This is a genomic window from Mesorhizobium newzealandense (assembly GCF_042682145.1).
Classification (GTDB): Bacteria; Pseudomonadota; Alphaproteobacteria; order Rhizobiales; family Rhizobiaceae; genus Mesorhizobium; species Mesorhizobium newzealandense.
Genome location: NZ_JBHUGZ010000030.1, coordinates 1 through 22,483, shown reverse-complemented (window position 1 = coordinate 22,483; position 22,483 = coordinate 1). Strand labels below are relative to the sequence as shown.

Genomic DNA, 22,483 nt, shown 5'->3' with positions numbered 1-22,483 from the left:
AGATCCATCCCCGCGAAAGCCGGGATGGATTTTTCGTTGTTTGCCCTCCTGCCCATTGCGCAGCGGCCGCCGTGCGAATATGCTTGTTGTACGATCGTTCAACAAGCATATTCGCGAAGCCCCGATGACCTGCAATCCCCGCTACGAAATCCTGTTCGAGCCGATGCGGATCGGGCCGGTCACCGCGCCGAACCGCTTCTATCAAGTGCCGCACGCAAGCGGCATGACCAACGCCTTGCCGCGGGTGCGCGCGGCCTTTCGCGAGGCGAAGGCCGAGGGCGGATGGGGGGTGATCTGCACCGGCGCCTGCTCGATCGACCCGAGCTCTGACGACACGCCGCTGCCTTTCGCCACCATGTGGGACGACAACGATATCCGCGCGCATGCGCTGATGACGGAGGCGGTGCACCGCCATGGCGCGCTTGCCGGCGTTGAGCTGTGGCACGGCGGCGCATCGGTGATGAACCGGACAAGCCGCCTGCCGCCACTGTCGCCGTCCGGCATTCCATGGATGGCCACCCATGTCGGCTTCATGGGCAATTTGCGGCCGAAGACCATGGACAAGGCCGATATACGCGAGGTGCTGAGATGCCAGGCAGAAGCGGCCCGCAAGGCGCGCACGGCCGGCTTCGACATCGTCTATGTCTATGCCGGCATGGGCTATCTCGGCTACGAGTTCCTGCTGCCGGAATACAACCATCGCGGCGACGAATACGGCGGACCCATCGAGAACCGGGTGCGCTTCGTGCGCGAGATGATCGAAGTCACCAAGGATGCCGTCGGCAAGGACTGCGGCGTCGCCTTGCGGGTCAGCCTCGAGGAACTGCGCGGCCGGCCCGGCCGCAACCAGCCCTCCGAGGCGCACGAGCTGGTCGAGCTGCTCGCCGACCTGCCGGACCTGTTCGACGTCAAGATGGATTCCAGTCCGACCGACTGCTCGGCGTCGCGCTTCACCGGCGAAGGCACCCACGAGCCGGTGATCGATTTCGTCAAATCGCTGACCAAGAAGCCGGTGGTCGGAGTCGGCCGTTTCACCTCGCCCGACACCATGGTCTCGCAGATCCGGCGCGGTGTGCTGGACTTCATCGGCGGCGCGCGGCCTTCGATCGCCGACCCCTTCCTGCCGAACAAGATCCGCGAGGGCCGCGAGGCTGAAATCCGCGAATGCATCGGCTGCAACATCTGCATTTCGAGCTGGCATGACGGCGTGCCGGTACGCTGCACGCAGAACCCGACCGCTGGTGAGGAATGGCGGCGCGGCTGGCATCCCGAGCGTGTCGAGCGCACCGACGCGCCCGAACGGATCCTGATTGTCGGCGGCGGACCTGCCGGCCTCGAATGCGCGCTGACGCTCGGCCGGCGCGGCCACGAGGTGATGCTCGCCGACAGCAGCCGGAGCTTCGGCGGGCGGCTGACCTTCGAGAAGACCCTGCCTGGCCTGTCGGCCTGGAACCGGGTCGTCGACTACCGCCTCGGGCGCCTCAGCGAGATGAGCAATGTCTCGCTCTATCCCGAGAGCGTTTTGGGCGCCGACGAAATCATCGAGCTGGCACCGGACCGTGTTGTGCTGGCGACCGGCGCGCGCTGGACCAACATGCTCTATTCCTCGCTGGAGATCCCGGTCGGCCGGCTCGACCATCCCGATGTACTGACACCGGACGACATCGCCGGCGGCCGGCTTCCGCAGGGGCCGACCCTGGTCTTCGATTTCGACAACTACACCATGGGCGGCGTCCTCACCGAACATCTGGCAGCACACGGCATCCCGGTCAGCTACGTGACCCCTGCTGGCCAGGCGTCCGCCTGGACGATCATGACCAACGAGCTGCCGCTGGTGCATCGCGCGCTGGCGCGGCGCAAGGTGCCGGTGACGACATTGCATCTCTTGAAATCCTTCGACGGCGAGACGGCGACGCTGGCGCATCTGTTCACCGGCGAGGAGGTCCGAGTGGCCTGCCGCTCGGTGCTGATCGTCGGGCTCAGGCTGCCGCGCGGCGAACTCTTCGAGGCGCTGACGCAACGCGCGGACGCGCTTGCGGCGGTCGGCATCAAAAGTGTCGATCGTATCGGCGATGCGCTGGCCCCGGGCGCCATCGCCCATGCGGTGCATAGCGGCCACAAGCTTGCGCAGGAGATCGGCGCAAAAATCCCCCGGCAGCCCTACCGCCGCGACACGCCGATCGTCGATCAAGTGGCGGACTTCGACATGCGGACGGCAGCCGAATAGGAGAAAGCCATGGAGCGCATCACGGCACGTCGCAGACCCGGCCGCCCGCAGCGCGAGATCGGCGGCATCGAACAGCGGCCGTGGAAGCAGCTGACGCGGCCGTATGCGCCAATCGAGATCCTGTCGGCCGACCAGGTGCAGACGATCCACGAGATGGGCCTGACCATCCTCGAGGAGATCGGCATGCGGGTGCTGCAGCCGCAGGCACGGCAGTTCTATCGCGCCGCCGGCTGTGATGTCGACGAAGGCGAGATGCGGGTGCGCTTCGACCGTGCCATGGTCATGGAGCGCGTCGCCATGGCGCCATCGTCGTTCGAACTACGGGCCCGCAACCCGGCGAAGAACGTCAAGGTCGGCGGGCGGCACTGTATCCTGTCGTCGGTCGGCGGGCCGGCCTATGTCATGGACAATGACCGCGGACGCCGTCCCGGCACCTATGCCGAGATGTGCGACTACCTGAAGCTGATCCAGTCGTTCAACGTGCTGCATCAGGAAGGCGGCGGGCCGTTCGAGCCGCTCGACCTGCACCAGAACACCCGCCATCTCGACCTCTACTATGCCGAGATCACTTTGCTCGACAAGAACTGGCAGCCGCAGGCACTCGGCCGCGGGCGCGCGATCGACGCGCTGGAAATGGTGGCGATCTCGCTCGGCACGACGCGCGAAAACCTGGCGCAGGAGATGCCGGTGTTCACCGGCATCATCAACACCAACTCGCCGCTGCAACTCGACGAGCCGATGGCCGAAGGCCTCATCGCGCTGGCCGAGCATGGCCAGGTCAATGTCATCACGCCGTTCACGCTGGCCGGCGCGATGAGCCCGGTGACGCTGGCCGGCGCGCTGTCGCAGCAGCACGCCGAAGCGCTGGCCGGCATCGTATTGACGCAGACCGTACGACCCGGTGTGCCGGTGATGTATGGTGGCTTCACTTCCAATGTCGACATGAAGACCGGCGCACCGGCCTTCGGCACGCCGGAATACACGCAGGCCGCGCAGATCACCGGCCAGCTGTGCCGGCTGATCGGCGTGCCGTTCCGCTCCAGCAATGTCACCGCCGCCAATTCGGTCGACGCGCAGGCGGCCTATGAGAGCGCCATGTCGCTGTGGGGCTGCCTGATGGGCGGCGCCAATCTCGTGCTGCACGCCGCCGGCTGGCTCGGCGGCGGGCTGACCGCATCGTTCGAGAAACTGGTCATCGATGCCGAGATGCTGCAGATGATGTGCGCCTATTTCGACCCGCCGGTGGTCGACATCGACACGCTGGCGCTGGAAGCGGTGCGCGAGGTCGGGCCGGCCGGGCATTTCTTCGGCGCCGCGCACACGATGCAGCGCTACGAGCGCGCCTTCTATTCGCCGCTGGTCTCCAACTGGGACAATTACGACACCTGGATGGAGCGCGGCCAGATCACGGCGCGCGAGCGCGCCAATGTCGTCTGGAAGCGCATGGTCGCCGAGTACGAACAGCCGCCGATCGATCCCGGCATCGACGAGGCGTTGCGCGACTATATGGAGCGCCGCAAACGCGAGGGTGGTTCGCCGCTGAATTAGACTAGGAATCCCGCAGCGGCCCGACCTGCGCCTCGAGCATCTCGAAGCCGGCGGCCTCGGCGGCCTGCGGCGTCACCACGCTCTCGTCGAGGCACCATTCGAGCCAGAGCCCGTCGACTAGGGCGATGAAATTGCGCGCCAGCGTCGGCGCGTCGACCTGCCTGCCGCGCGGCACGGCGACAGCGGCGATGTCCTCGGCGAGTTCCGCCCGGTAGGCGTCATAGAGTTCACGGTGTGCCGCCTTGAGGCGCGGGTTGACGGCAATCTCGCCCCACAGCGACAGCCAGATCAGCAGATTGTCACGGCTGAAGTAATCGGGTGAAAAATTGGAGTGGACCAGGGCAGCAAGCGCTGCCTGCGGCGACCAGTCGGACGTCTCGGCGCGGCGGCGCTTGGCTTCGGCGATCTGGTTGTTGACGCTGGCATAGAGCGAGGATTTGTAGACCTCGACCAGCAGGCCATCGAGGCCTTCGAAATGGTGGTTGATGAGGCCGCGCGAGACACCGGCCTCCTTGCAGATGCGGTCGATGGTGAAGGCGCCGATGCCGCCGACCGACAGGCATCGCGTCGCCGCCTCGACCAGCATCGAGCGGCGCACATCCGCCTGTTCGCGGCTGAAGCGCGGCGGCGATTTCTTGGCGCCGCGCTTGCGTTTTTCAGGTGCTGGTTCCGCTTCCGTCATGCCTCCCAGCTAAACGATCAGCTCCTTCCTGTCCACGGAAGCGGTTATGCCTTCTTGAACAGCACGGGATTGGGATGGCCGTCGGGATAGATGACCGGCTCGAAACCGTTCTTGTGGATGACGACCAGCGGCTGGTGACAGATGAAGACGAAGCCGCCGGATTGCTCCATCAAATCCTCCATGCGGTTCGACAGTGCAATGCGCTTGGGCTCATCGCTTTCCGCAACCAGCTGCTGATAGCCGGTCTCGAACTCCGGGCTGTCGAAGCCGGACCAGTTGTAGACGCCGATCTGGTCGGGACGGAACCAGACAAGGTTTTCGGACGGGTCGACGCCGCCGGCAAAATCCATCAGCGCCAGATCGATGTTCTTGTAGCCGTCGCCCTGCGTCTTGTCGCCGACGCCCCAGAAGGCGGCCTCGTCGTAAGGCTGGATCTCGACCTTGATGCCGGCCTGTTCGAGGCTGGCCTGGATGATCTGCGCGGTCGCGGTGCGGATGGAATCGTTCATCACCGTCAAGGTCAGCGACAGGTTGCTGACGCCGGCCTCCGTGAGCAGGGCGGCGGACTTCTCATAGTCGGGTGCGGCGACCAGATTGCTGGCCCGCGCGAATTTGGTGCCAGGCTGGACGACGCCGGTGGAGCGCTTGGTGAGATCGTCATAGACGCCGGTCAGGATCTGGCCGACGTCGACGCCATATTGCACGGCCTGGCGGACCTTGAGGTCCTTGAGCCGCGGGCTCAGCATGTTGATGGTCAGCCAGACATAGCGGGTCGACTGCGCTTCGATCACCTTGGTGTTGGCGTGAGGGCTGGCCTTGACCGCCTTGGTCGCCGAAATGGCGATCTTGGTGTAGTCGAAGGCATCGGCCTCATAGGCCAACTGGGCGGCCTGATCGTCGGCGACGATGTAGATCTCGACTTTGCCGAAATCCGGCTTTGGCCCCGGCCAGTCAGGATTGGCGGTCAGCGTCACCTTCTGCTTCTGCTGCCAGTCCGAGAAGAGATAGGGACCGCAGGTCGCCGGCGGTTCGGTGGTGAACTTGCCGCCTGCCTTTTCGGTGCCGGCGCGGCAAATGATGTGGCCGCCATAATAGGGCAGGCTGGTGACGAAGATTGGTTGGTACGGGTCCTTGAGATGGATGATGCCGGACCTGGCATCGACGACCTCGACACGATCGAGCTTCTCGAACTGGTAGGCCCAGGGCGAAGACAGCTTCGGATCGGCAATACGCTCATACGAGAATTTCACGTCTTCGGCAGTGACAGGCCCAAAACCGTTCGACCATTTCAGTCCGTCGATCAGCGTGAAGGCAATGGTTTTCGGATCCTTCAGCTCGAGCTTCTCTGCACCCCAGGGCGACCAGGGAGAACCTGCCCTGAGATCGCCAAGCCGGTTCAGCGAAACATAGATGCCGCGCATCATGACATCCTCGATACCGCCGATCATGAAGGCGGGATCGAGGGTCTGGAGATCGCCCTCCATACGGATGCGCAACGTGTCGCCGGCGGCCGACCAGGCGAAACCCGGCTTCATCGTCAGGCCGGCGCCCAGTGCACCGGCCGCTTTCAGGAATGCACGTCTGTCCATGTTCCATTGCGTCATGTCAGTTTCCCCTTTGGTTTGCGGAAGCGCGTGAGAAGGCTTCCCGTTCTTGCCCGCCTGTCTCCAGCGGGAAATGGCAGCGCACCATCCGGTCGGTGCCCATCGGCCGATAGGCCGGTGCCTCGGTCTTGCAACGATCGCGCGCGATCGGGCAGCGCGTGTGGAATTCGCAGCCCGAGGGCCGACGGAACACGCTTGGAATCTCGCCCGTGACGGCCGGGTTGTGGCTGCGCCGGCGCGGATCGGGTATCGGCTCGGACTGGATCAGCGTCGCGGTGTAAGGATGCATCGGCGCCGAAAACACGTCCTGTGTCGGCCCGGTCTCGACCAGCCGGCCGAGATACATGATGGCCAGCCGATCGCTGACATGGCGGATCATTGCCAGATTGTGGGTGACGATCATGGCGGCGAAACCGAGTTCGCGCTTCAGCTCGCCAATCAGGTTGAGCACGTCGCCCTGCACCGACACATCGAGGCCGGCGGTCGGCTCGTCGGCGAGCAGCAGATGCGGCTTCATCGCCAGCGCGCGGGCAACACCGACCCGGCGCGCCTGCCCGCCCGAAAGTTCATGCGGGAAGCGGTCGACGAAGGAGGCCGGCAACCCGACCAGCGCCAGCAGCGCTTTTGCGGCGGCGCGACGGTCCGGCATCGGCAGCCCCTGGATGATCTGCGGCTCGGTCAGCAGCGTACCGATGCGCAGACGCGGGCTGAGCGAGGCGACCGGGTCCTGGAACATCATCGCCGAGCGCCGGCGCATGGCGCGGAAATCGGCCGGTGTCTGCACCTCCCTGCCCTCAAAGACGATGCGGCCCGCCGCAGCCCGCACAAGGCCAAGGATGGTGCGGGCAAGCGTGGTCTTGCCGGAACCGGACTCGCCGACCAACCCAAGCGTCTCGCCCGGCATCAGCGACAGCGTCACGCCGTCGATGACGTTGAAGCTCGGCAACGGGAATGGGTTGATCAGGCGGCTGAGCAAGTTGCTGCGAGCGAAGGTTACCGACAGATCGTCGATGGCGAGCAGCGGGCTCATGGCGCCACCGCATGGCAGCGCGCCCTATGCGAGGCGGACAGTTCAACCACTGGCGGTGCGACTGAGCCGCATGGCGCGAAGGCGCGGTCGCAGCGTGGTGCATAGACGCATCCGGATGGCGGCTGCGTCAGGTTGGGCAGCGAGCCGGGAATGGTCGGCAGCCTGTCCAGCCTTTCGTGAAAGCGGGCCGGATCACAGGCGAGCAGCGCCTGCGTATAGGGGTGCCTGGCGTCATGGAAGATCGCGTCGACCTCGCCGCCCTCGACCACCTCGCCGGCATACATGACGTAGACCCGGTCGCAGAGTTCGGCGATGACGCCGAGATGGTGCGAGACGACGATGATGATGCCGTTGTATTCGCGCCTGAGTTCGCGCAGCAAATGGATGATCTGCGCCTCCATGGTGACATCGAGCGCCGTCGTCGGCTCGTCGGCGATGAGCAGGCCGGGATCGGTCAGCAGGGCCGCTGCGATCGCCACACGCTGTCGCATGCCGCCGGAGAGTTCGTGCGGGTAGCAGTCCATCCGTCGCTCCGCGTCCGCGATGCCGACGCGACCGAGCATGGCGGCGATCCGCGCCCGCTTGTGCGCACGGCCGAGATCCTTGCGGTGATGCTGGAAGTCGACGAGCTGGTCGCCGATGGTCAGCACCGGGTTGAAGGCGGTCATCGGATCCTGGCTGACCAGCGCGATCTCGTCGCCGCGCAGGAGGCGCTGGCGGTGCGTGTCGAGCTTTGCCAGGTCGACGCCGTTGTAGCTGATCGAGCCGTCGATGCGCGCGTTGGCCGGCAGCAGGTTGGCCAGCGCGGTGACCAGCGTGGACTTGCCACAGCCGCTCTCGCCGACAATGCCGATCACCTCGCCGGGATGCGCCTCGATGTCGACATGACGCAAGGCGTGCACGCTGCCATGCGGCGTCTCGTAGCGGACGCTGAGGTCGCTGGCGGCGAGCGAACCGCTCATGCCGGCCTCCGCAATTGCAGGCGCGGGTCGAGATAATCGCGCAGGCCTTCGCCAAGGAAGGTGAAGCCGAGCGTCGCCAGCACCAGCGGCAGGCCGCCGAAGATGACCATGAAGGGCGCCGAACGGATGCTGGTGTAACCGTCATAGAGGATCGAGCCCCAGGACGGCGTCGGCGGCCGCACGCCGAGACCGAGGAAGCTCAAGCCCGCCTCGACCATGATGACGACTGGAATGTCCATCGACAGCAGGATGATCAGCGGGCCGACGACATTGGGCAGGAGGTGGATGAAGATGATGCGCGCCGGGCTGGCATCGAGCAGGCGCTCGGCGAGGATGTAATCGCTGTTCTTCAGCGCCAGCGTCTGCGCCCGGATCAACCTGGCATAGCTCGGGAACGAGGTCGCGGCGATGACGATGATCAGCGTACCGGTGCCGGCGCCAAGCACGGTGATGATGGCGAGCGCGAACATGATCATCGGCAGCGAGTTCAGGCTGTCGAAGGTCAGCACCAGAATGGCGTCGAGCCAGCGCGGCCCGTAGCCGGCGATCAGCCCGAGCAACAGGCCGATCGCGCCGGCGATGGCCACCGACACCATGGCGATGGTCAGCGCCGTGCGCGCGCCATAGATGACGCGCGACAAGAGATCGCGGCCGAGATGATCGGTGCCGAACCAGTGGCCGACCGACGGCGTTTGCAGCTTGTGCAGCACATCGATCTTGAGCGGAGAGTACGGCGCCAGCCAGGGCGCGAAGACAGCGGTGATGAGGAAACCCGTAACCAGGATCAGCGCCACGCAGGTGAACGGATCGGCAAGCAACGCGCGTAGCAGCGGAAAGCGTTGTCGCTCCAGAAGGGACAGCGAGGCGTCAGCCACGGAAGACATCGCGCACCCTCGGGTCGAGCCGCGCAATCAACAGATCGGCGGCGATGGTGATGGAGACGTAGATGGCGGTCATGATCAGCACCGTGCCCATGACAACCGGATAGTTGCGGGTGTTGACGGCGTCGGTGATCAGCTTGCCGATACCGGGGCGGGCAAATACCGCCTCGACGAAGACGGCGCTAGACAGGATGCTGCCGAGGCCGACGGCGACCAGCGAGATGGTCGGGATGATGGCGATGCGCAGCGCGTATTTGGAGACGATCTTCCACTCCGGCAGGCCGAAGGAGCGCGCGGTGCGGATGTGCGGCTCGCCCATCACCTCCATCATCGAGGCACGCACCATGCGGGCGATATAGCCGATCCAGCCGAGCGCGATGGCCGCGGCCGGCATGATCAGCGCCTTGGCCTGGCTGACAATGTCGCCGGCCTCGCCGGCGCCGATGGCCGGCAGCCAGCGCAGCGTGACGGCAAAGAGCAGCAGCGAATAGATGGCGACGACGAAGGACGGCACGGCGATGACGCCGACCGAGAGCACGCCGATGACCGCATCGGCGAGCGTGCCGCGCCGCATCACCGACAGGCAACCGAGCGGAACGCCGATGAGCAGCGCGACGGTGAGCGCCGTCAGACCGAGGATCAGCGTGTTCGGCAGCGCCTCCATCACCAAGGTCGAGACCGGCCGGTTCGACCACACGTCAAAACCGAGATTGCCGGTCAGCGCATTGCGGAAGAATTCGACGATCTGCCACCAGACCGGCTGGTCGAGGCCCATGCGCTCGATCAGCAGCCGCTTCAGTTCCGGCGTGGCGCGCGGACCAAGCGCCACGGTTGCCGGATCGCCCGGCACCAGGAAGACGGCCGCATACATGGCGACCATGACGAGCACGAGGATCAGGAGGCCGAGACCGATGCGCTTCACTGCATATGCAAGCATGGTCTCCTCTCCGCTCGTGTCAGGCGAAATCGCGCCTGATGCGCCGCGTTGCCGAGGCGCTGTGGACGAGCTTGCCTCGTTCTCGCGCCTCGAGCCGCCAGCTCAGGTTGAAATGGGTTTCATCCGATGTCAGTTCGGTGACCGCCGTCGCTTCGGTGTCGGCATCGCCGCTGGCGATGGCCCAGCGGTATTCGGTGACGAGCCTTGCCGACTGCGGATCGTCGGCACGGATGCTCATCGTATCGCTGTTGGCGGAGCACACGGTGATGGCGCGATCGTCATAGCGCCTGCGTCCATGGTCGGAGGACAGCGCGATGGTCTGTATGCCCGCGCCGACATCGTCGGTGACGATGCGGCGGTCGAAGCCGTCATCCAGAGTGGTCGTAGGAACCGGCGGCGCGGTTTCCGCGGGCTCGAAGCGGACGTCACGGTCGCGGGGCGACGGCGGGCGCACCGGAAGCATCACCGTGCTGTCGCCGCTCGCCACCGACAGCGTCGACAATCTCGGCTGCGGCCACAGGATGGGCCAATGCTGATTGGCCAGCGCCAGCCGGATGCGGTGGCCCCTGGGCACGGTGCGGGCGAAATCGTTGAGCTTCAGCCGCACGCGGAACGGCGTTCCGACCGGACATGGCGTCGGGTGCTCGTGGCTGTCGCGATGGCTGAGATTGAGCACGCCATAAGTCATCAGCGCCGAGGTGCCGTCGGGATAGACGTCGCAGAGCCGGGCGGCGAGATTGACATGCGGCTGGTCGACGGTGACGAGCAGATCGAGTTCAGGGGCGCCGAGCAAGGTCAGGTCGTCTTCGAGCGGTGGCGTGTCGAAGCACAGCGCCAGGCCGTCCTCGCGGCGCTGGTCGATGGCCATGTCCGGACAGGAGCCGCCATAGCCGCCCCAGCGGCCGCAGTCGCGGCCGGCGGTGGCCGGCGAGCGCACCAAAAGCATGGCACCCGGCGCGGGTTCGCTGCCCAGCCCGGCGGCGTTCAGCTGCAAGGCACGGCGCTCGATGCGCGGCGACGGCCATTGATCCTCGGCGGCCCAGCTGCCGGCATGATCGGGGAGATAAAAGGACTGCGGCCGCTCCTCGCCGGTTATCCAGACGCGGTAGAGCGGCTCGTCCATGATGCCGGTGTCTTCGCCGCACAGCCAATGACGCCACCAGCGCAGCGCCTCCTGCAGATAACCGATCAGCGGCCCGGGCGCACCGCGGCAGGGATAGGCATGCGACCACGGACCGACGATGCCAAGCTTCGGCCCCGGCAGATGCTCGAGCAGGCGCGGCACGAAGTTGGAGTAGCTGTCCTCCCAACCGCAGACGGCCATGACCGCGCATTCGATCGCTGCGTGATCTTCGCAGACCGAGCCTTGCCGCCAGTAGTCGTCGCGACGCTGATGCGCCAGCCAGGTTTCCGACAGTGAGCTGGTCGCCGCCAGACGTCTGGTCCACATGGCGCGCCAGGCGTCGCCGACGATCTGCGGATCGGGCGCCATCGCCTTCTTGACCAGCATGAAGTTCGACCACATCTCCTGCTCGGTGAGCAGCGCGCCGCCCATATAGTGGATGTCGTCGGCATAGCGGTCGTCGGTGGCGCAGTTGGTGATGATGGCCTTCAAGGCCGGCGGCCGGCGCGCCGCCACCTGCAGCGCATTGAAGCCGCCCCAGGAAATGCCGGTCATGCCGACATTTCCGTTGCACCAGGATTGCGCGGCCAGATGGGCGATGATCTCGCAGGCGTCTTCCTGCTCGCGCGGCAGGTATTCGTCGGCCAGGTCGCCATCGGAATCGCCCGAGCCCCTGATATCGATGCGCGCGCAAGCGATGCCGTGACCGGCAAGCCAGGGATGGATGTCGATGTCACGCGCCACGGTGCCGTCGCGGCGGCGATAGGGCACCATTTCGACGACGACAGGCACCTTGGCGTCGGTGCGCGGGCGCCACAAAGTGGCGGCGATACGCGTACCGTCGGCCAGCGTGATCCAGAGCGGATCGACGGTTTCGACGGCAAAGGGGAACTCGGTTCGTACCACGGCAGGTACTCGTTAAATCGCCTTGTTGAACGTTCGTACAACAAGGCGATTTAAGGCGCAATCCCGCTTCGCGCTTTTTGACGTTGAATACCGCTCACGGCCAGTGCCGGCCGGGTGGGCCGGCGAGAGACCGGGTTATGAAGCGGTGGAAGGGAACGCAGATTTGCGGGCCGGACGAAAGCGTCCGGCCCGCAAATCTATTCGGCGGCCAGCGCCAGTTGCGGCCTTTCGGCAGGCACCTCTGGTTCAGGCATCTGTTCGGTATCCACCGCCTTCTTGGGCTCCCGCCCAAAGAACAAGGCATAGCCCGCGGGGAGAACAAGAATGGTAAGTACGGTGGCAACCATGATGCCGCCCATCATGGCATAGGCGAGCGGCCCCCAGAACACGGCGCGCGAGATCGGGATCAGCGCCAGCACGGCGGTCATTGCCGTCAGCACGATGGGCCGGAAGCGTCGCACGGCCGAGCCGATGATCGCTTCATCGCGATCCATGCCAGTGGCGATATCCTGGTCGATCTGGTCGACCAGGATGATCGAGTTGCGCATGATGATGCCGAGCAGCGCAATGACGCCGAGGATGGCGACGAAGCCGAACGGCGCGCCGCTGATCAGCAGGGCCGCGGCTGCACCGATGATGCCGAGCGGACCGGTCGCCAGCACCAGCATCGCCTTGCCGAAATTCTGCAGCTGGATCATCAGCAGCACGACGATGATGGCCAGCATGATCGGCGCCTTGGCGGCGATCGAAGCCTGGCTTTCGGCCGAATCCTCGGCACCGCCCTGGATCTCGATCTTGTAACCGGGTGCCAGTCCGTCGCGCAGGCCCTGCATGTCCTTGTACAGCTTGGTGACGACGTCGTTGGACTGCACGCCGTCAGGCAGCGTCGCCTGCACGCTGATGGTCGGCAAGCGGTTACGCCGCCATTCGATGCCTTGCTCCAGCACCGGCACCACCTTGGCGACCTGCGACAGCGGCACGAAGCCGCCGAAATCGGTCGGGATGTAGACGGAGTCGACCGAAGACAGCAGGCTGCGGCTGGCGTCCGGCTCGCGGGCTACGATGGAGACCGTCTCCTCGCCGTCGCGGAAGTCGTCGAGCGGCGCGCCGGTCATCGTCGCCTGCAGCATCTGGCGGATGCGCTGCGAGGTGACGCCGAGGGCGCGGGCGCGATCCTGGTCGATGACCAGCTTCATTGCCGGCACCGGTTCCAGCCAGTCGTCATGCACGGCGCCAAGCAGCGGATCTTCGCTGAACTTCGCCTTCACCTGGTCGGCGATGCGGCGCACCTCCTGGCGATCCTGACCCATGACGCGCATCTGCACCGGCCAGCCAGTCGGCGGGCCGAGGAACAGACGGTCGACCTTGGCGCGGATCGACGGGAAGTCTTCGGCCAGAACCGTGCGCAACTTGACGATCAACCGTTCGCGGGCCGGCTCGTCATTGGCCATCACCAGAAGCTGGGCGAAGTTCGGATTGGTCAGCTGCTGGTCGAGCGGCAGGAAGAAGCGCGGCGCGCCTTCGCCGATATAGGTGGCGATGAAACGCTTGTCCTTGTCGTCCATCATCTTGGTTTCGAGCGCCTTGGCCTGCGCCTCGACTTCCTTGATGCTGGTGCCTTCCGGCAGCCAGAGGTCGACGAGGATTTCCGGCCGCGACGATTGCGGGAAGAAGTTCTGCGGGATGAACTGGAAGGCCCACAGGCTGGTGCCGAAGGTAACCAGCGTCATCACCAAAACGACGATGCGATGGCGCACCGCCCAGCCGACGGTCGAGCGAAGCCGGCGGTAGAAACGCGTGTCGAAGACATCGTGATGGCTGCCGGCATGCTTGCGCTGCTTCAGGATCATGTTGCCGAGCCACGGCGTGAAATAAACCGCGACGAACCATGACACGACCAATGCGATGCCGACGACATAGAACAGCGTGCGCACATATTCGCCGGCCGTCGAGGCAGCGAAGCCAACCGGGATGAAGCCGGCGGTGGTGATCAGAGTGCCGGTCAGCATCGGGAACGCGGTCGAGGAATAGGCGAAACTCGCAGCCTCGATCTTGACCAGCCCCTCTTCCAGCTTGCGCTCCATCATTTCGACGACGATCATCGCGTCGTCGACGAGCAGGCCGAGCGCGATGATCAGCGCGCCGAGCGAGATGCGCTGCAGGTCGATACCGAGTTCGTACATGATGGCGAAAGTGGCGGCCAGAACCAGCGGAATGGCGATGGCAATGACCAGGCCGGAACGCCAGCCGATCGACAGGAACGAGACGACGAGCACGATCAGCAGCGCTTCGCCAAGCGCCTCCATGAACTCGTTCACGGCATCCTTGACGACCTCGGGCTGGTCGGAAATCTGGTCGACCGCAACGCCGTAGGGCAGTCCTTCCTCGAAGCGCTTGTAGGTCGCCTCGACATCCTTGCCGACGTCCCTGACGTTGAAGCCCTTGGCCATGACGACGCCGAGCTGCACGCTCTCATGGCCGTTGAAGCGGTATTTGCGCTGATACGGATCTTCCAGCCCCGACGTCACCGTGGCGATGTCGCCCAGCCGGGTGACCTGGCCACCGGCGCGCAGGCGCAGGTTGCGGATATCCTCGACCTTGCTGACATCGCCCTCGACGGAGATGCGCACCGAATTGGTGCCGGTGTCGACGGAGCCGGCCGGGTCGACATTGTTCTGTCCCTTGATCGCGTTCTGCAGATCAGTCAGCGTCAGGCCGCGTTCGGCGAGCGCCTTGGACGAGACGTCGATGTAGAGCTTTTCCGGCTGGTCGCCGATGATGACGGCCTTCTCGACACCGGGCGTGGTCAGCAGCATGTCGCGCGCCTGGATGGCGAACTTCTTCAGCTCGGGATAGCTGAAGCCGTCACCGCTGATCGAATGCAGGGTGATGAAGGTGTCGCCGAACTCGTCGTTGAAATAGGGGCCGAGCAGGCCTTGCGGCAGGTCGCCGGCAATATCGCCGACCTTCTTGCGCACCTGGTAGAAGGCGTCCGTCACCTCGGCGGCGTTGGTGTCGCCCTTGATCTGGACCGTGATGATGGCGCTGCCGGCGCGGGTGAACGAGCGCACGAAGTCGAGATGAGGCGTTTCCTGCAGCTTGCGTTCGATCTTGTTGACCACCTGGTCTTCCATCTCCTGGATCGAGGAGCCCGGCCAGATCGCCTGGACGACCATCACGCGGAAGGTGAAATCGGGATCTTCCTTCTGGCCCATGCGCATCAAGCCGAGCGCGCCGGAAATGATGATCAGGCCGAACAGGAACCGCGCAATGGCGGGATGGCCTATTGCCCAGCGCGACAGGTTGAAGGGCCGCTTCTCGTCCGTGGAATTGGTCATCGATGCTGGTCCATCTATTTCAACAAGATCGAAGTTCGGTAGTGGCTTCCGGGCGGCAAGGCTCTCCGAGCGGAGAAACACTCGTCGCGGTGGGACGCGAGACTTGATGCGCGGGGGGTCACATCAATAGAGCGTCTCGGTCAGGGCGCTTGCCGCCCGGAAACCAGCGGCTGCGGGAACGCGCAGCCGGTTGTCTGTCGTCAGCGCACCTGCCTGGCGTCTCTGTCATCGCCGGCCACGGAAGCAGATTGCAGCACCGTGTCGCCGGCGAGTTTCACCTTCAGGTTTTCGGTCATGAACTGCGTGCCGGCAGCGACCACGACATCGCCGGGCTTCAAACCCTCTGCAACCCGCACGCCATCGGCGGCGAATTCGGCGACCTTGACCGTACGGGCATGAACGGTGTCGGCGCCACGATCGACGGTCCAGACGATCGACTGGCTGCCTTGCTCGGCCAGTGCGCTCAGCGGGACCGAAACAAGCCGCCGCTCATTGGCCGCCGACGCTTCGATGTTGGCGGTCATGCCGAGAAGCACGCGCGAGTCCCCAGGCAGGCTGACGCGGACGGCGAAGGTGCGTGACTGCGGATCGGCGCTGCCGGCGACTTCGCGAACCTTGCCCTCGAGCGCCAGTCTGTCGTCGGACCAGAAGCCCGCCTTGACGACCTTGCCCGGCTTGAACTCGGCGATCTCCATCTCCGGCACGGCGATCAGCACTTCCTTTTCGCCGTCGACGGCAACGGTGACCACCGGCGTGCCGGAGCCGACCACCTGGCCGACATCGGCATTGACCGCGGTGACGATGCCGTCCCTGTCGGCCTTGAGGTCGGTGTAGCCGACCTGGTTCTTGGCCTGGTCAAGTGTCGAGCGAGCGGAGTCACGCGTGGCAACGGCCTGGTCATAGGTGAGCGTCGCCTGTTCGAGCTGCGATTTCGGCGCAAAATTCTTGGCAAAAAGCTGTTCGGCGCGCTTGCGGGCAAGTTCGACCGTCTCGACCTGGCGCTCGGCGGCATCGAGCGCGGCCTGGGCACTTTTGACCGAAAGGTCGTAATCGATGGGATCGATGCGGGCGAGCACGTCGCCCGAGGCCACATGCTGGCCGATGTCGACAAGGCGCTCCGTGATCTTGCCGTTGACCCGGAACGCCAGGGCGCTTTCGGTGCGGGCCCGTACCGACCCGGAATAGGACAGCGTGCGGGTGTCATGCGTCTGTGCGATCTCGACGACCTTGACCGGGCGGATGATGTCCTTGACCTCGGCTTTCTCCTGCGAGCAGCCGGCAAGCCCGAGCGCCGCGACGATCAGGCCGGCGACTGGCAGCTTGCGAAGGATGGAACGAGACAAAGACATATTGGTACTCCGACTGGAGATGGATGGTCGACACCGGCACCCGCGTGCAGGGCTATTTCAAGGCCTTGATTGCATAGTCGATGAGGTCGTCGGGCATCGCCCGATTGGTCTTGGCAAGGCACTGCGCCACCATCTGCGGATGGCACAGGATGACGGTGGCGGCGCCGAAGCAGCGCGACGCGATCACCGGATCCTGTTCCCTGAACTCACCGGCCTCGATGCCATCGCGGATAATCTCCGCGAACAGATCGTGAATGCTGTCGACGTGCTTGTCGATCACGCCCCAGTCGCGTTCGAGCGCGACGATGACCATTTCATGGACCTTCTGCTCGTCGAGCATGACCTCCAGCGTCATCTTGTATTGTGCATGCACGTAGCGCCGAAGCCGCTCCTCGGCGCTGATCGGCAGGCGCGAAATCTCGTAGGCCATCTTGTAGCTGGCGCCGAGCATCCGGCCGCAGACGGCCTGGTGGATTTCGACCTTGGAGGCGAAGAACCGGTAGATGTTGGCCGGCGACATGCCGAGTTCGCGCGCGATGTCGGCGACATTGGTCTTGCCGTAGCCATAGTGCCGGAACAGGCGCTCGGCGCAGTCGAGAATGCGCGTCACATTTTCCTGTCGGGCGACGTCGGAAATTATGTTGGCGGCTTCGGACATGGGTCCCTGTTGTTTTACGAGTGACGAATTTCGATTTTCGTCATTCGTAAATCGAAATGGGCGACCTGTCAATGCGATTTCGATGTACCTGTACGGTTGGTGACAGCTGGTGACATCCAACAGACGCCGCGAAGCGGCCCAAGGATGCGGGGCCACTGGAAATATTTTCGCGAGAGGCTGTCGGAAACTTCAAGCGACCTTGGCCATTTCCCGCAGCCGGAACTTCTGGATCTTGCCCGTCGAGGTCTTCGGGATTTCGGCGAAGATCACCGCCTTCGGCACCTTGAAACGGGCAAGCAGCGCACGGCAGTGTTCGATGATCTCGGCCTCGGTCGCCACCTTGCCCGGTTTCAGTTCGACATAAGCGACCGGCACCTCGCCCCATTTGTCGTCGGCCCTGGCGACGACGCCACAGGAGGCAACCGCGGGGTGCTTGTAGAGCGCGTCCTCGACCTCGATCGACGAGATGTTCTCGCCACCCGAGATGATGATGTCCTTGGAACGGTCCTTGAGCTGGATGTAGCCATCGGCATGCATGACGCCGAGATCGCCGGAATGGAACCAGCCGCCGGCAAAGGCCTCGTCGCTGGCCTTGCGGTTCTTCAGATAGCCCTTCATGACGATGTTGCCGCGGAACATGACCTCGCCGATGGTCTCGCCATCCGCCGGGGTCGTCCGCATCGTCTCGGGGTCCATGACGGTCAAGCCCTCGAGCGCTGCATAGCGCACGCCCTGCCGTGCCTTTTTGGCGCTGCGCTCGGCCTTTTCAAGATCGTCCCAGGCGCCATGCCATTCGTTGACGACCGCCGGACCATAGGTCTCGGTCAGGCCGTAGAGATGGGTGACGGCAAAGCCGGCATCGGCCATGCCCGACAGCACGGCCTCCGGCGGCGGAGCAGCGGCCGTGTTGAAGGTGACGGTCTGCGGGAATTCGCGCTTGTCCTCGTCCTTCGCATTGATCAGCACCGACATGACGACCGGCGCGCCGCACAGATGGGTGACGCCGTGATCGGCAATCGCATCGTAGATCGGCTTCGGCCGCACCCAGCGCAGGCAGACATGGGTGCCAGCCTGGACGGCGAGCGTCCATGGAAAGCACCAGCCATTGCAGTGGAACATCGGCAGCGTCCACAGATAGACGGCATGCTTGGCCATGCCGGCATGGATGGTGTTGGTGTAGGCCATCAGCGCAGCACCGCGATGGTGGTAGACGACGCCCTTCGGATTGCCTGTCGTGCCGGAGGTGTAGTTGAGCGAGATCGCGTCCCACTCATCGTCGGGCATCGACCAGGCGAAATCCTCGTCGCCGCCAGCGACGAAGTCCTCATAGTCGAGCGCGCCTATGCGCTCGCCCTTGGGGTAAGGTGCGTCGGCAGCGTAGTCGGGATCGTCATAGTCGATGACCAGAGGCTTGACCTTGGCCAGTTCCAGGGCCTGCTTGACGACGCTGGAGAACTCGCGGTCGACGATCAGTATCCTGGTCTCGGCATGGTCGAGCTGAAAGGCGATGACCGCGGCATCGAGGCGGGTGTTGAGCGAATGCAGCACCGCCTTGGTCATCGGCACGCCGAAATGCGCCTCCAGCATCGGCGGCGTGTTGGACAGCATGACGGTGACCGTATCGCCCTTGCCGATGCCGCGTTTGCGTAACGCCGAGGCAAGCATCAGCGACCGGCGCCAGAACGTGCGATAGTCTATGCGCTGGTGGCCATGGATGATGGCGACATGGTCGGGATAGGTCTTTGCCGCGCGCTCCAGATAGGTGAGCGGCGTCAGCGGCTGGTGGTTGGCCGCGTTCTTGTCGAGATCCTGTTCGTAAGGATTGCCCATCCCGTCCTCCCTAGCGCATGACCCCGAAAATCGGAATCGATTTTCGGAAAGGATCATGCGCAGACCAAAGTGCTACAGCGTCCTTTGCGCGTCCGTGAGGACGCGCGGCGCTGTAGTGTCTTCCTTGAGACCTTCTAATAACAGGCTCGGGCCGCGTCACCACCAACGATGCCACGATCGAGCGCATTTGGCACAATGATGATCTAGATTCAGCGGGCGAAAGGGCATCGTATACCTTGGCCTTGTTTGACTTTTGTCGAAGGCCGTGAATAATGTCAGCCGAGGAGACGGCATGGCGATCCGACCGGCAGAACAGCTCATCCACAAGGCCGCCTGGCTCTACTACGCCCATGGCCTGCGGCAGGACCAGGTGGCGAGCCAGCTTAACATTTCCCGCGCCTCGGTCGCCATGTATCTGCGCAAGGCGCGCGAGACCGGCATCGTCAACATCTCGACCTCGACCCAGCTTTTCACCGACGATGTGCTGGCGCGCAAGCTCGAGGATGCGCTGAGCCTCGACGCCGTCTGGATCGCGCCGGAAAACGACCATATCGCCGATCCGTCGACGGAAATCGCCGTGCTGGCGGCAAGCGTCTTTCTCGAGCTGGTCAAGAAGGGCGACCGCATCGGCGTCGCCTGGGGCCGCACCGTCTACACGATCGCCGACATCATGTCCTACGCCGACCTGCAGGATGTCACCGTGGTGCAGCTGTGCGGCAATCTCGGCGCGCCCTATTCCTACCGGCCCGACCAGTGCACCATGGAAATCGCGCGGCGGCTCAACGCCAAGGGCCTCAACTTCTACGCGCCGCTGGTGCTGTCGACGGAAGAGCTGGCGCGCGCGCTGCGCGCCGAACCGGTGATCCGCGAGCAATTGTCCGGCGTCGGCGAATGCGATCTGGCGCTGTACTCGGTCGGCGCGGTCGACGCCGACAGCCATCTGGTCAAATGCGGCGCGCTGACATCAGGCGAAATGGCGGAGCTGCGCAGCCAAGGCGCTGCCGGCGTCATTGCCGGGCAGATCATCGACGCCCAGGGCAAGGTGCTCGACTGCAGCTATAACCGCCGGGTGATCTCGGCTGATCTTGCCTCGCTGCGTGCCATCGCCAGGCGCCTGATGGTCGTGCAGGAGGACAGCAAGTTCGAACCGCTTCTCGCGGCGATCGCTGGCGGACTTTGCACGCATCTGGTGGTCGGCGCGCGCATGGCGCAGCGGCTGCTGGACCATGCGGCTGCCACGACAGAAAAGGCCTCCTAGGAAACCACCATCTCCGCCGCCGGCGCATTGTCATCAAAGCGTCGCGGCATACCTGTTTCACCATCAATGACAGCAATCGGACGAAGCGAACATGAAGAACCTGTGGAATGACGAGGCAGCCGAGAAACTCGTTGCCGACTATGCAAGGAAGGGTGTCGAGCGCGACCTGGCGCTGCGCGTCTACACGACGCGGCTGCTGGGCGGCGAGCCGCGGCTGGTCCTGCATGGCGGCGGCAACACCTCCTGCAAGACGACGGCCACCGATCTTGTCGGCGACCAGTGGGACGTGCTGTGCGTCAAGGGCAGCGGCTGGGACATGGGCGTCATCGAGCCGCAGGGCCTGCCGGCGGTCAAGCTCAAGCCGCTGCTCAAGGCGCGCTCGCTGAACAAATTGGCCGACGAGGACATGGTTGCCCTGCAACGCGTCAACCTCATCGACCCCTCGTCGCCCAACCCGTCGGTCGAGACGCTGCTGCACGCCTTCCTGCCGCACAAATTTGTCGACCACACCCACTCGACCGCCATTCTCGCCATCGTCGACCAGGAAGACAGCAAGCCGCTGGTGGCGACGGTGTTCGGCGCGAAGATGGGCTATGTGCCCTACATCATGCCCGGCTTCGACCTCGCCAAGGCGGCGGCCGACATCTTCGACGCCGATCCGACCGTCGAGGGCCTGATCCTCGACAAGCATGGCATCTTCACCTTCGGCGACGATGCCAGGCAGGCCTACGACCGGATGATCCACTATGTGAACGTCGCCGAGGACTACGTCGCCAAAAACGCCAAGCCGCGAGCGGCGAAGGCAGCATTGCCGGCAAAGCTCGCGACGCCGGCCACCATCGCGCCGACACTGCGCGGCGCCGTCGCTGTGGCTCGCGGCGAAGGCCGCTTCGACCGCATGATCAGCGACTTCCGCACCTCGGACGCGATCGTTGATTTCATCAATTCGGCTGAGATCGCCGACTTGGCCGGACGCGGCGTTTCGACGCCCGATCTGTCGATCCGCATCAAGACCGGACCGATGGCGCTGCCGGCGCCCGATGCCGACAAGGTCGGCGACTACAAGGCCGTGATCAAGGATCACGTCGAGGCCTTCGCCAAGGATTACCGCGCCTATTTCGAAACCAACGATGCCCTCGACGACGTCAAGCGCACCATGCTCGACCAGATGCCGCGGCTGACGCTGGTGCCGGGTCTCGGCATGTTCGGCCATGGCCGCACGCTGAAGGATGCGAAGATCGCCTCCGACGTCGGCGAGATGTGGATCGAGGCGGTGCGCGGCGCGGAGGCGGTCGGCCGTTTCCATCCGCTCGCCAAGGCCGACCTGTTTCCGCTCGAATACTGGTCGCTGGAACAGGCCAAGCTCGCCTCCAACAAGCCGAAGCCGCTGACCGGCCAGGTGGTGCTGATCACCGGCGGCGCCGGCGCGATTGGTGCCGCGACTGCCAGGCTCTTCGCCGACAATGGCGCCCATGCCGTCGTTGTCGATCTCGATGCCGAAAAGGCCGCCGACGCCGCCAAGAAGGCCGGCAACAACTCGATCGGTGTTGCCGCCGACATCACCGATCCGACGCAGGTGCGTGCCGCCTTCGACAGGGCGGTTGCCGTGTTCGGCGGCGTCGACATGCTGGTCTCCAATGCGGGCGCTGCCTGGGAAGGCCGGATCGGCGAACTCGACGATGCGCTTTTGCGCAGGAGTTTCGAGCTCAATTTCTTCGCCCACCAGTCGGTGGCGCAGAATGCCGTGCGCATCATGCTCGAACAGGGCACCGGCGGCGTGCTTTTGTTCAACACCTCCAAGCAGGCGGTCAATCCGGGGCCGAAGTTCGGCGCCTATGGCGTGCCGAAGGCAGCGACGCTGTTCCTGTCCAGGCAATACGCGCTCGACTATGGCGCGCACGGCATCCGCTCGAACGCCGTCAACGCCGACCGCATCCGCTCGGGTCTTTTGACCGACGCCATGATCGCCAGCCGCTCCGGCGCGCGCGGCGTGTCGGAGAAGGAATACATGTCCGGCAATCTGCTCGGCCAGGAAGTGACGGCGCAGGACGTGGCGCAGGCGTTCCTGCACCACGCGCTGGCCGACCGGACCACCGCCGATGTGACGACGGTCGACGGCGGCAACATCGCGGCCGCGTTGCGGTAGGCGG

Annotated in this window: 15 protein-coding genes; 4 read left to right on the top strand and 11 right to left on the bottom strand. The window is 64.7% G+C overall.

The window, feature by feature from the left end; genetic code table 11:
• Nucleotides 1-124: 124 nt before the first annotated feature.
• Both ACFSOZ_RS34180 and ACFSOZ_RS34175 read left to right on the top strand, forming a co-directional pair.
• Nucleotides 125-2,227 (top strand): oxidoreductase, encoded by a 2,103-nt coding sequence (locus ACFSOZ_RS34180; protein ID WP_379105512.1) that lies wholly within the window; start codon nucleotides 125-127, stop codon nucleotides 2,225-2,227.
• A 9-nt stretch (nucleotides 2,228-2,236) separates the two neighbouring features.
• Nucleotides 2,237-3,775 carry a trimethylamine methyltransferase family protein gene (locus tag ACFSOZ_RS34175; protein WP_379105510.1) on the top strand — a complete coding sequence of 513 codons (1,539 nt, stop codon included), beginning with the start codon at nucleotides 2,237-2,239 and terminating at the stop codon, nucleotides 3,773-3,775.
• A gap of 1 nt (nucleotide 3,776) precedes the next feature.
• Here ACFSOZ_RS34175 and ACFSOZ_RS34170 read toward each other — a convergent pair whose 3' ends face one another.
• The 11 genes from ACFSOZ_RS34170 to ACFSOZ_RS34120 form a co-directional block, all read right to left on the bottom strand.
• Nucleotides 3,777-4,457 (bottom strand): TetR/AcrR family transcriptional regulator, encoded by a 681-nt coding sequence (locus ACFSOZ_RS34170; RefSeq protein WP_379105508.1) that lies wholly within the window; start codon nucleotides 4,455-4,457, stop codon nucleotides 3,777-3,779.
• 44 nt (nucleotides 4,458-4,501) lie between these two features.
• Nucleotides 4,502-6,061, bottom strand: coding sequence for an ABC transporter substrate-binding protein (locus ACFSOZ_RS34165; RefSeq protein ID WP_379105506.1), 1,560 nt, complete (start codon nucleotides 6,059-6,061; stop codon nucleotides 4,502-4,504).
• 1 nt (nucleotide 6,062) lies between these two features.
• Complete coding sequence (locus tag ACFSOZ_RS34160) at nucleotides 6,063-7,091, bottom strand: oligopeptide/dipeptide ABC transporter ATP-binding protein (RefSeq protein WP_379105504.1); 1,029 nt, start codon at nucleotides 7,089-7,091, stop codon at nucleotides 6,063-6,065.
• Entirely contained in the window at nucleotides 7,088-8,053 is a 966-nt protein-coding gene (locus ACFSOZ_RS34155) for an ABC transporter ATP-binding protein (protein WP_379105502.1), read from the bottom strand. Before ACFSOZ_RS34155 ends, ACFSOZ_RS34160 begins: the two co-directional genes overlap by 4 nt.
• Nucleotides 8,050-8,937 (bottom strand): ABC transporter permease, encoded by an 888-nt coding sequence (locus tag ACFSOZ_RS34150; RefSeq protein ID WP_379105500.1) that lies wholly within the window; start codon nucleotides 8,935-8,937, stop codon nucleotides 8,050-8,052. Before ACFSOZ_RS34150 ends, ACFSOZ_RS34155 begins: the two co-directional genes overlap by 4 nt.
• Nucleotides 8,921-9,871: an ABC transporter permease gene (locus tag ACFSOZ_RS34145; RefSeq protein ID WP_379105498.1), complete on the bottom strand. Its 951-nt coding sequence runs from the start codon at nucleotides 9,869-9,871 to the stop codon at nucleotides 8,921-8,923. Before ACFSOZ_RS34145 ends, ACFSOZ_RS34150 begins: the two co-directional genes overlap by 17 nt.
• A 19-nt stretch (nucleotides 9,872-9,890) precedes the next feature.
• The gene (locus ACFSOZ_RS34140; RefSeq protein WP_379105497.1) at nucleotides 9,891-11,900 is read right to left on the bottom strand and encodes a CocE/NonD family hydrolase; all 2,010 of its coding nucleotides are present in this window, start codon (nucleotides 11,898-11,900) and stop codon (nucleotides 9,891-9,893) included.
• A 197-nt stretch (nucleotides 11,901-12,097) separates the two neighbouring features.
• Nucleotides 12,098-15,238: an efflux RND transporter permease subunit gene (locus tag ACFSOZ_RS34135; protein WP_379105495.1), complete on the bottom strand. Its 3,141-nt coding sequence runs from the start codon at nucleotides 15,236-15,238 to the stop codon at nucleotides 12,098-12,100.
• Between the two features lie 200 nt (nucleotides 15,239-15,438).
• On the bottom strand, nucleotides 15,439-16,587 hold the full coding sequence (locus ACFSOZ_RS34130) for an efflux RND transporter periplasmic adaptor subunit (RefSeq protein WP_379105493.1): 1,149 nt from the start codon (nucleotides 16,585-16,587) through the stop codon (nucleotides 15,439-15,441).
• A gap of 52 nt (nucleotides 16,588-16,639) precedes the next feature.
• Complete coding sequence (locus tag ACFSOZ_RS34125; RefSeq protein WP_379105491.1) at nucleotides 16,640-17,245, bottom strand: TetR/AcrR family transcriptional regulator; 606 nt, start codon at nucleotides 17,243-17,245, stop codon at nucleotides 16,640-16,642.
• Nucleotides 17,246-17,434: 189 nt separating this feature from the next.
• On the bottom strand, nucleotides 17,435-19,075 hold the full coding sequence (locus ACFSOZ_RS34120; RefSeq protein ID WP_379105489.1) for an acyl-CoA synthetase: 1,641 nt from the start codon (nucleotides 19,073-19,075) through the stop codon (nucleotides 17,435-17,437).
• Nucleotides 19,076-19,367: 292 nt separating this feature from the next.
• Here ACFSOZ_RS34120 and ACFSOZ_RS34115 point away from each other — a divergent pair, with 292 nt between their 5' ends.
• Both ACFSOZ_RS34115 and ACFSOZ_RS34110 read left to right on the top strand, forming a co-directional pair.
• Nucleotides 19,368-20,333, top strand: coding sequence for a sugar-binding transcriptional regulator (locus tag ACFSOZ_RS34115; RefSeq protein WP_379091932.1), 966 nt, complete (start codon nucleotides 19,368-19,370; stop codon nucleotides 20,331-20,333).
• A gap of 91 nt (nucleotides 20,334-20,424) precedes the next feature.
• Nucleotides 20,425-22,479: a bifunctional aldolase/short-chain dehydrogenase gene (locus ACFSOZ_RS34110; RefSeq protein ID WP_379091935.1), complete on the top strand. Its 2,055-nt coding sequence runs from the start codon at nucleotides 20,425-20,427 to the stop codon at nucleotides 22,477-22,479.
• Nucleotides 22,480-22,483: the final 4 nt, after the last annotated feature.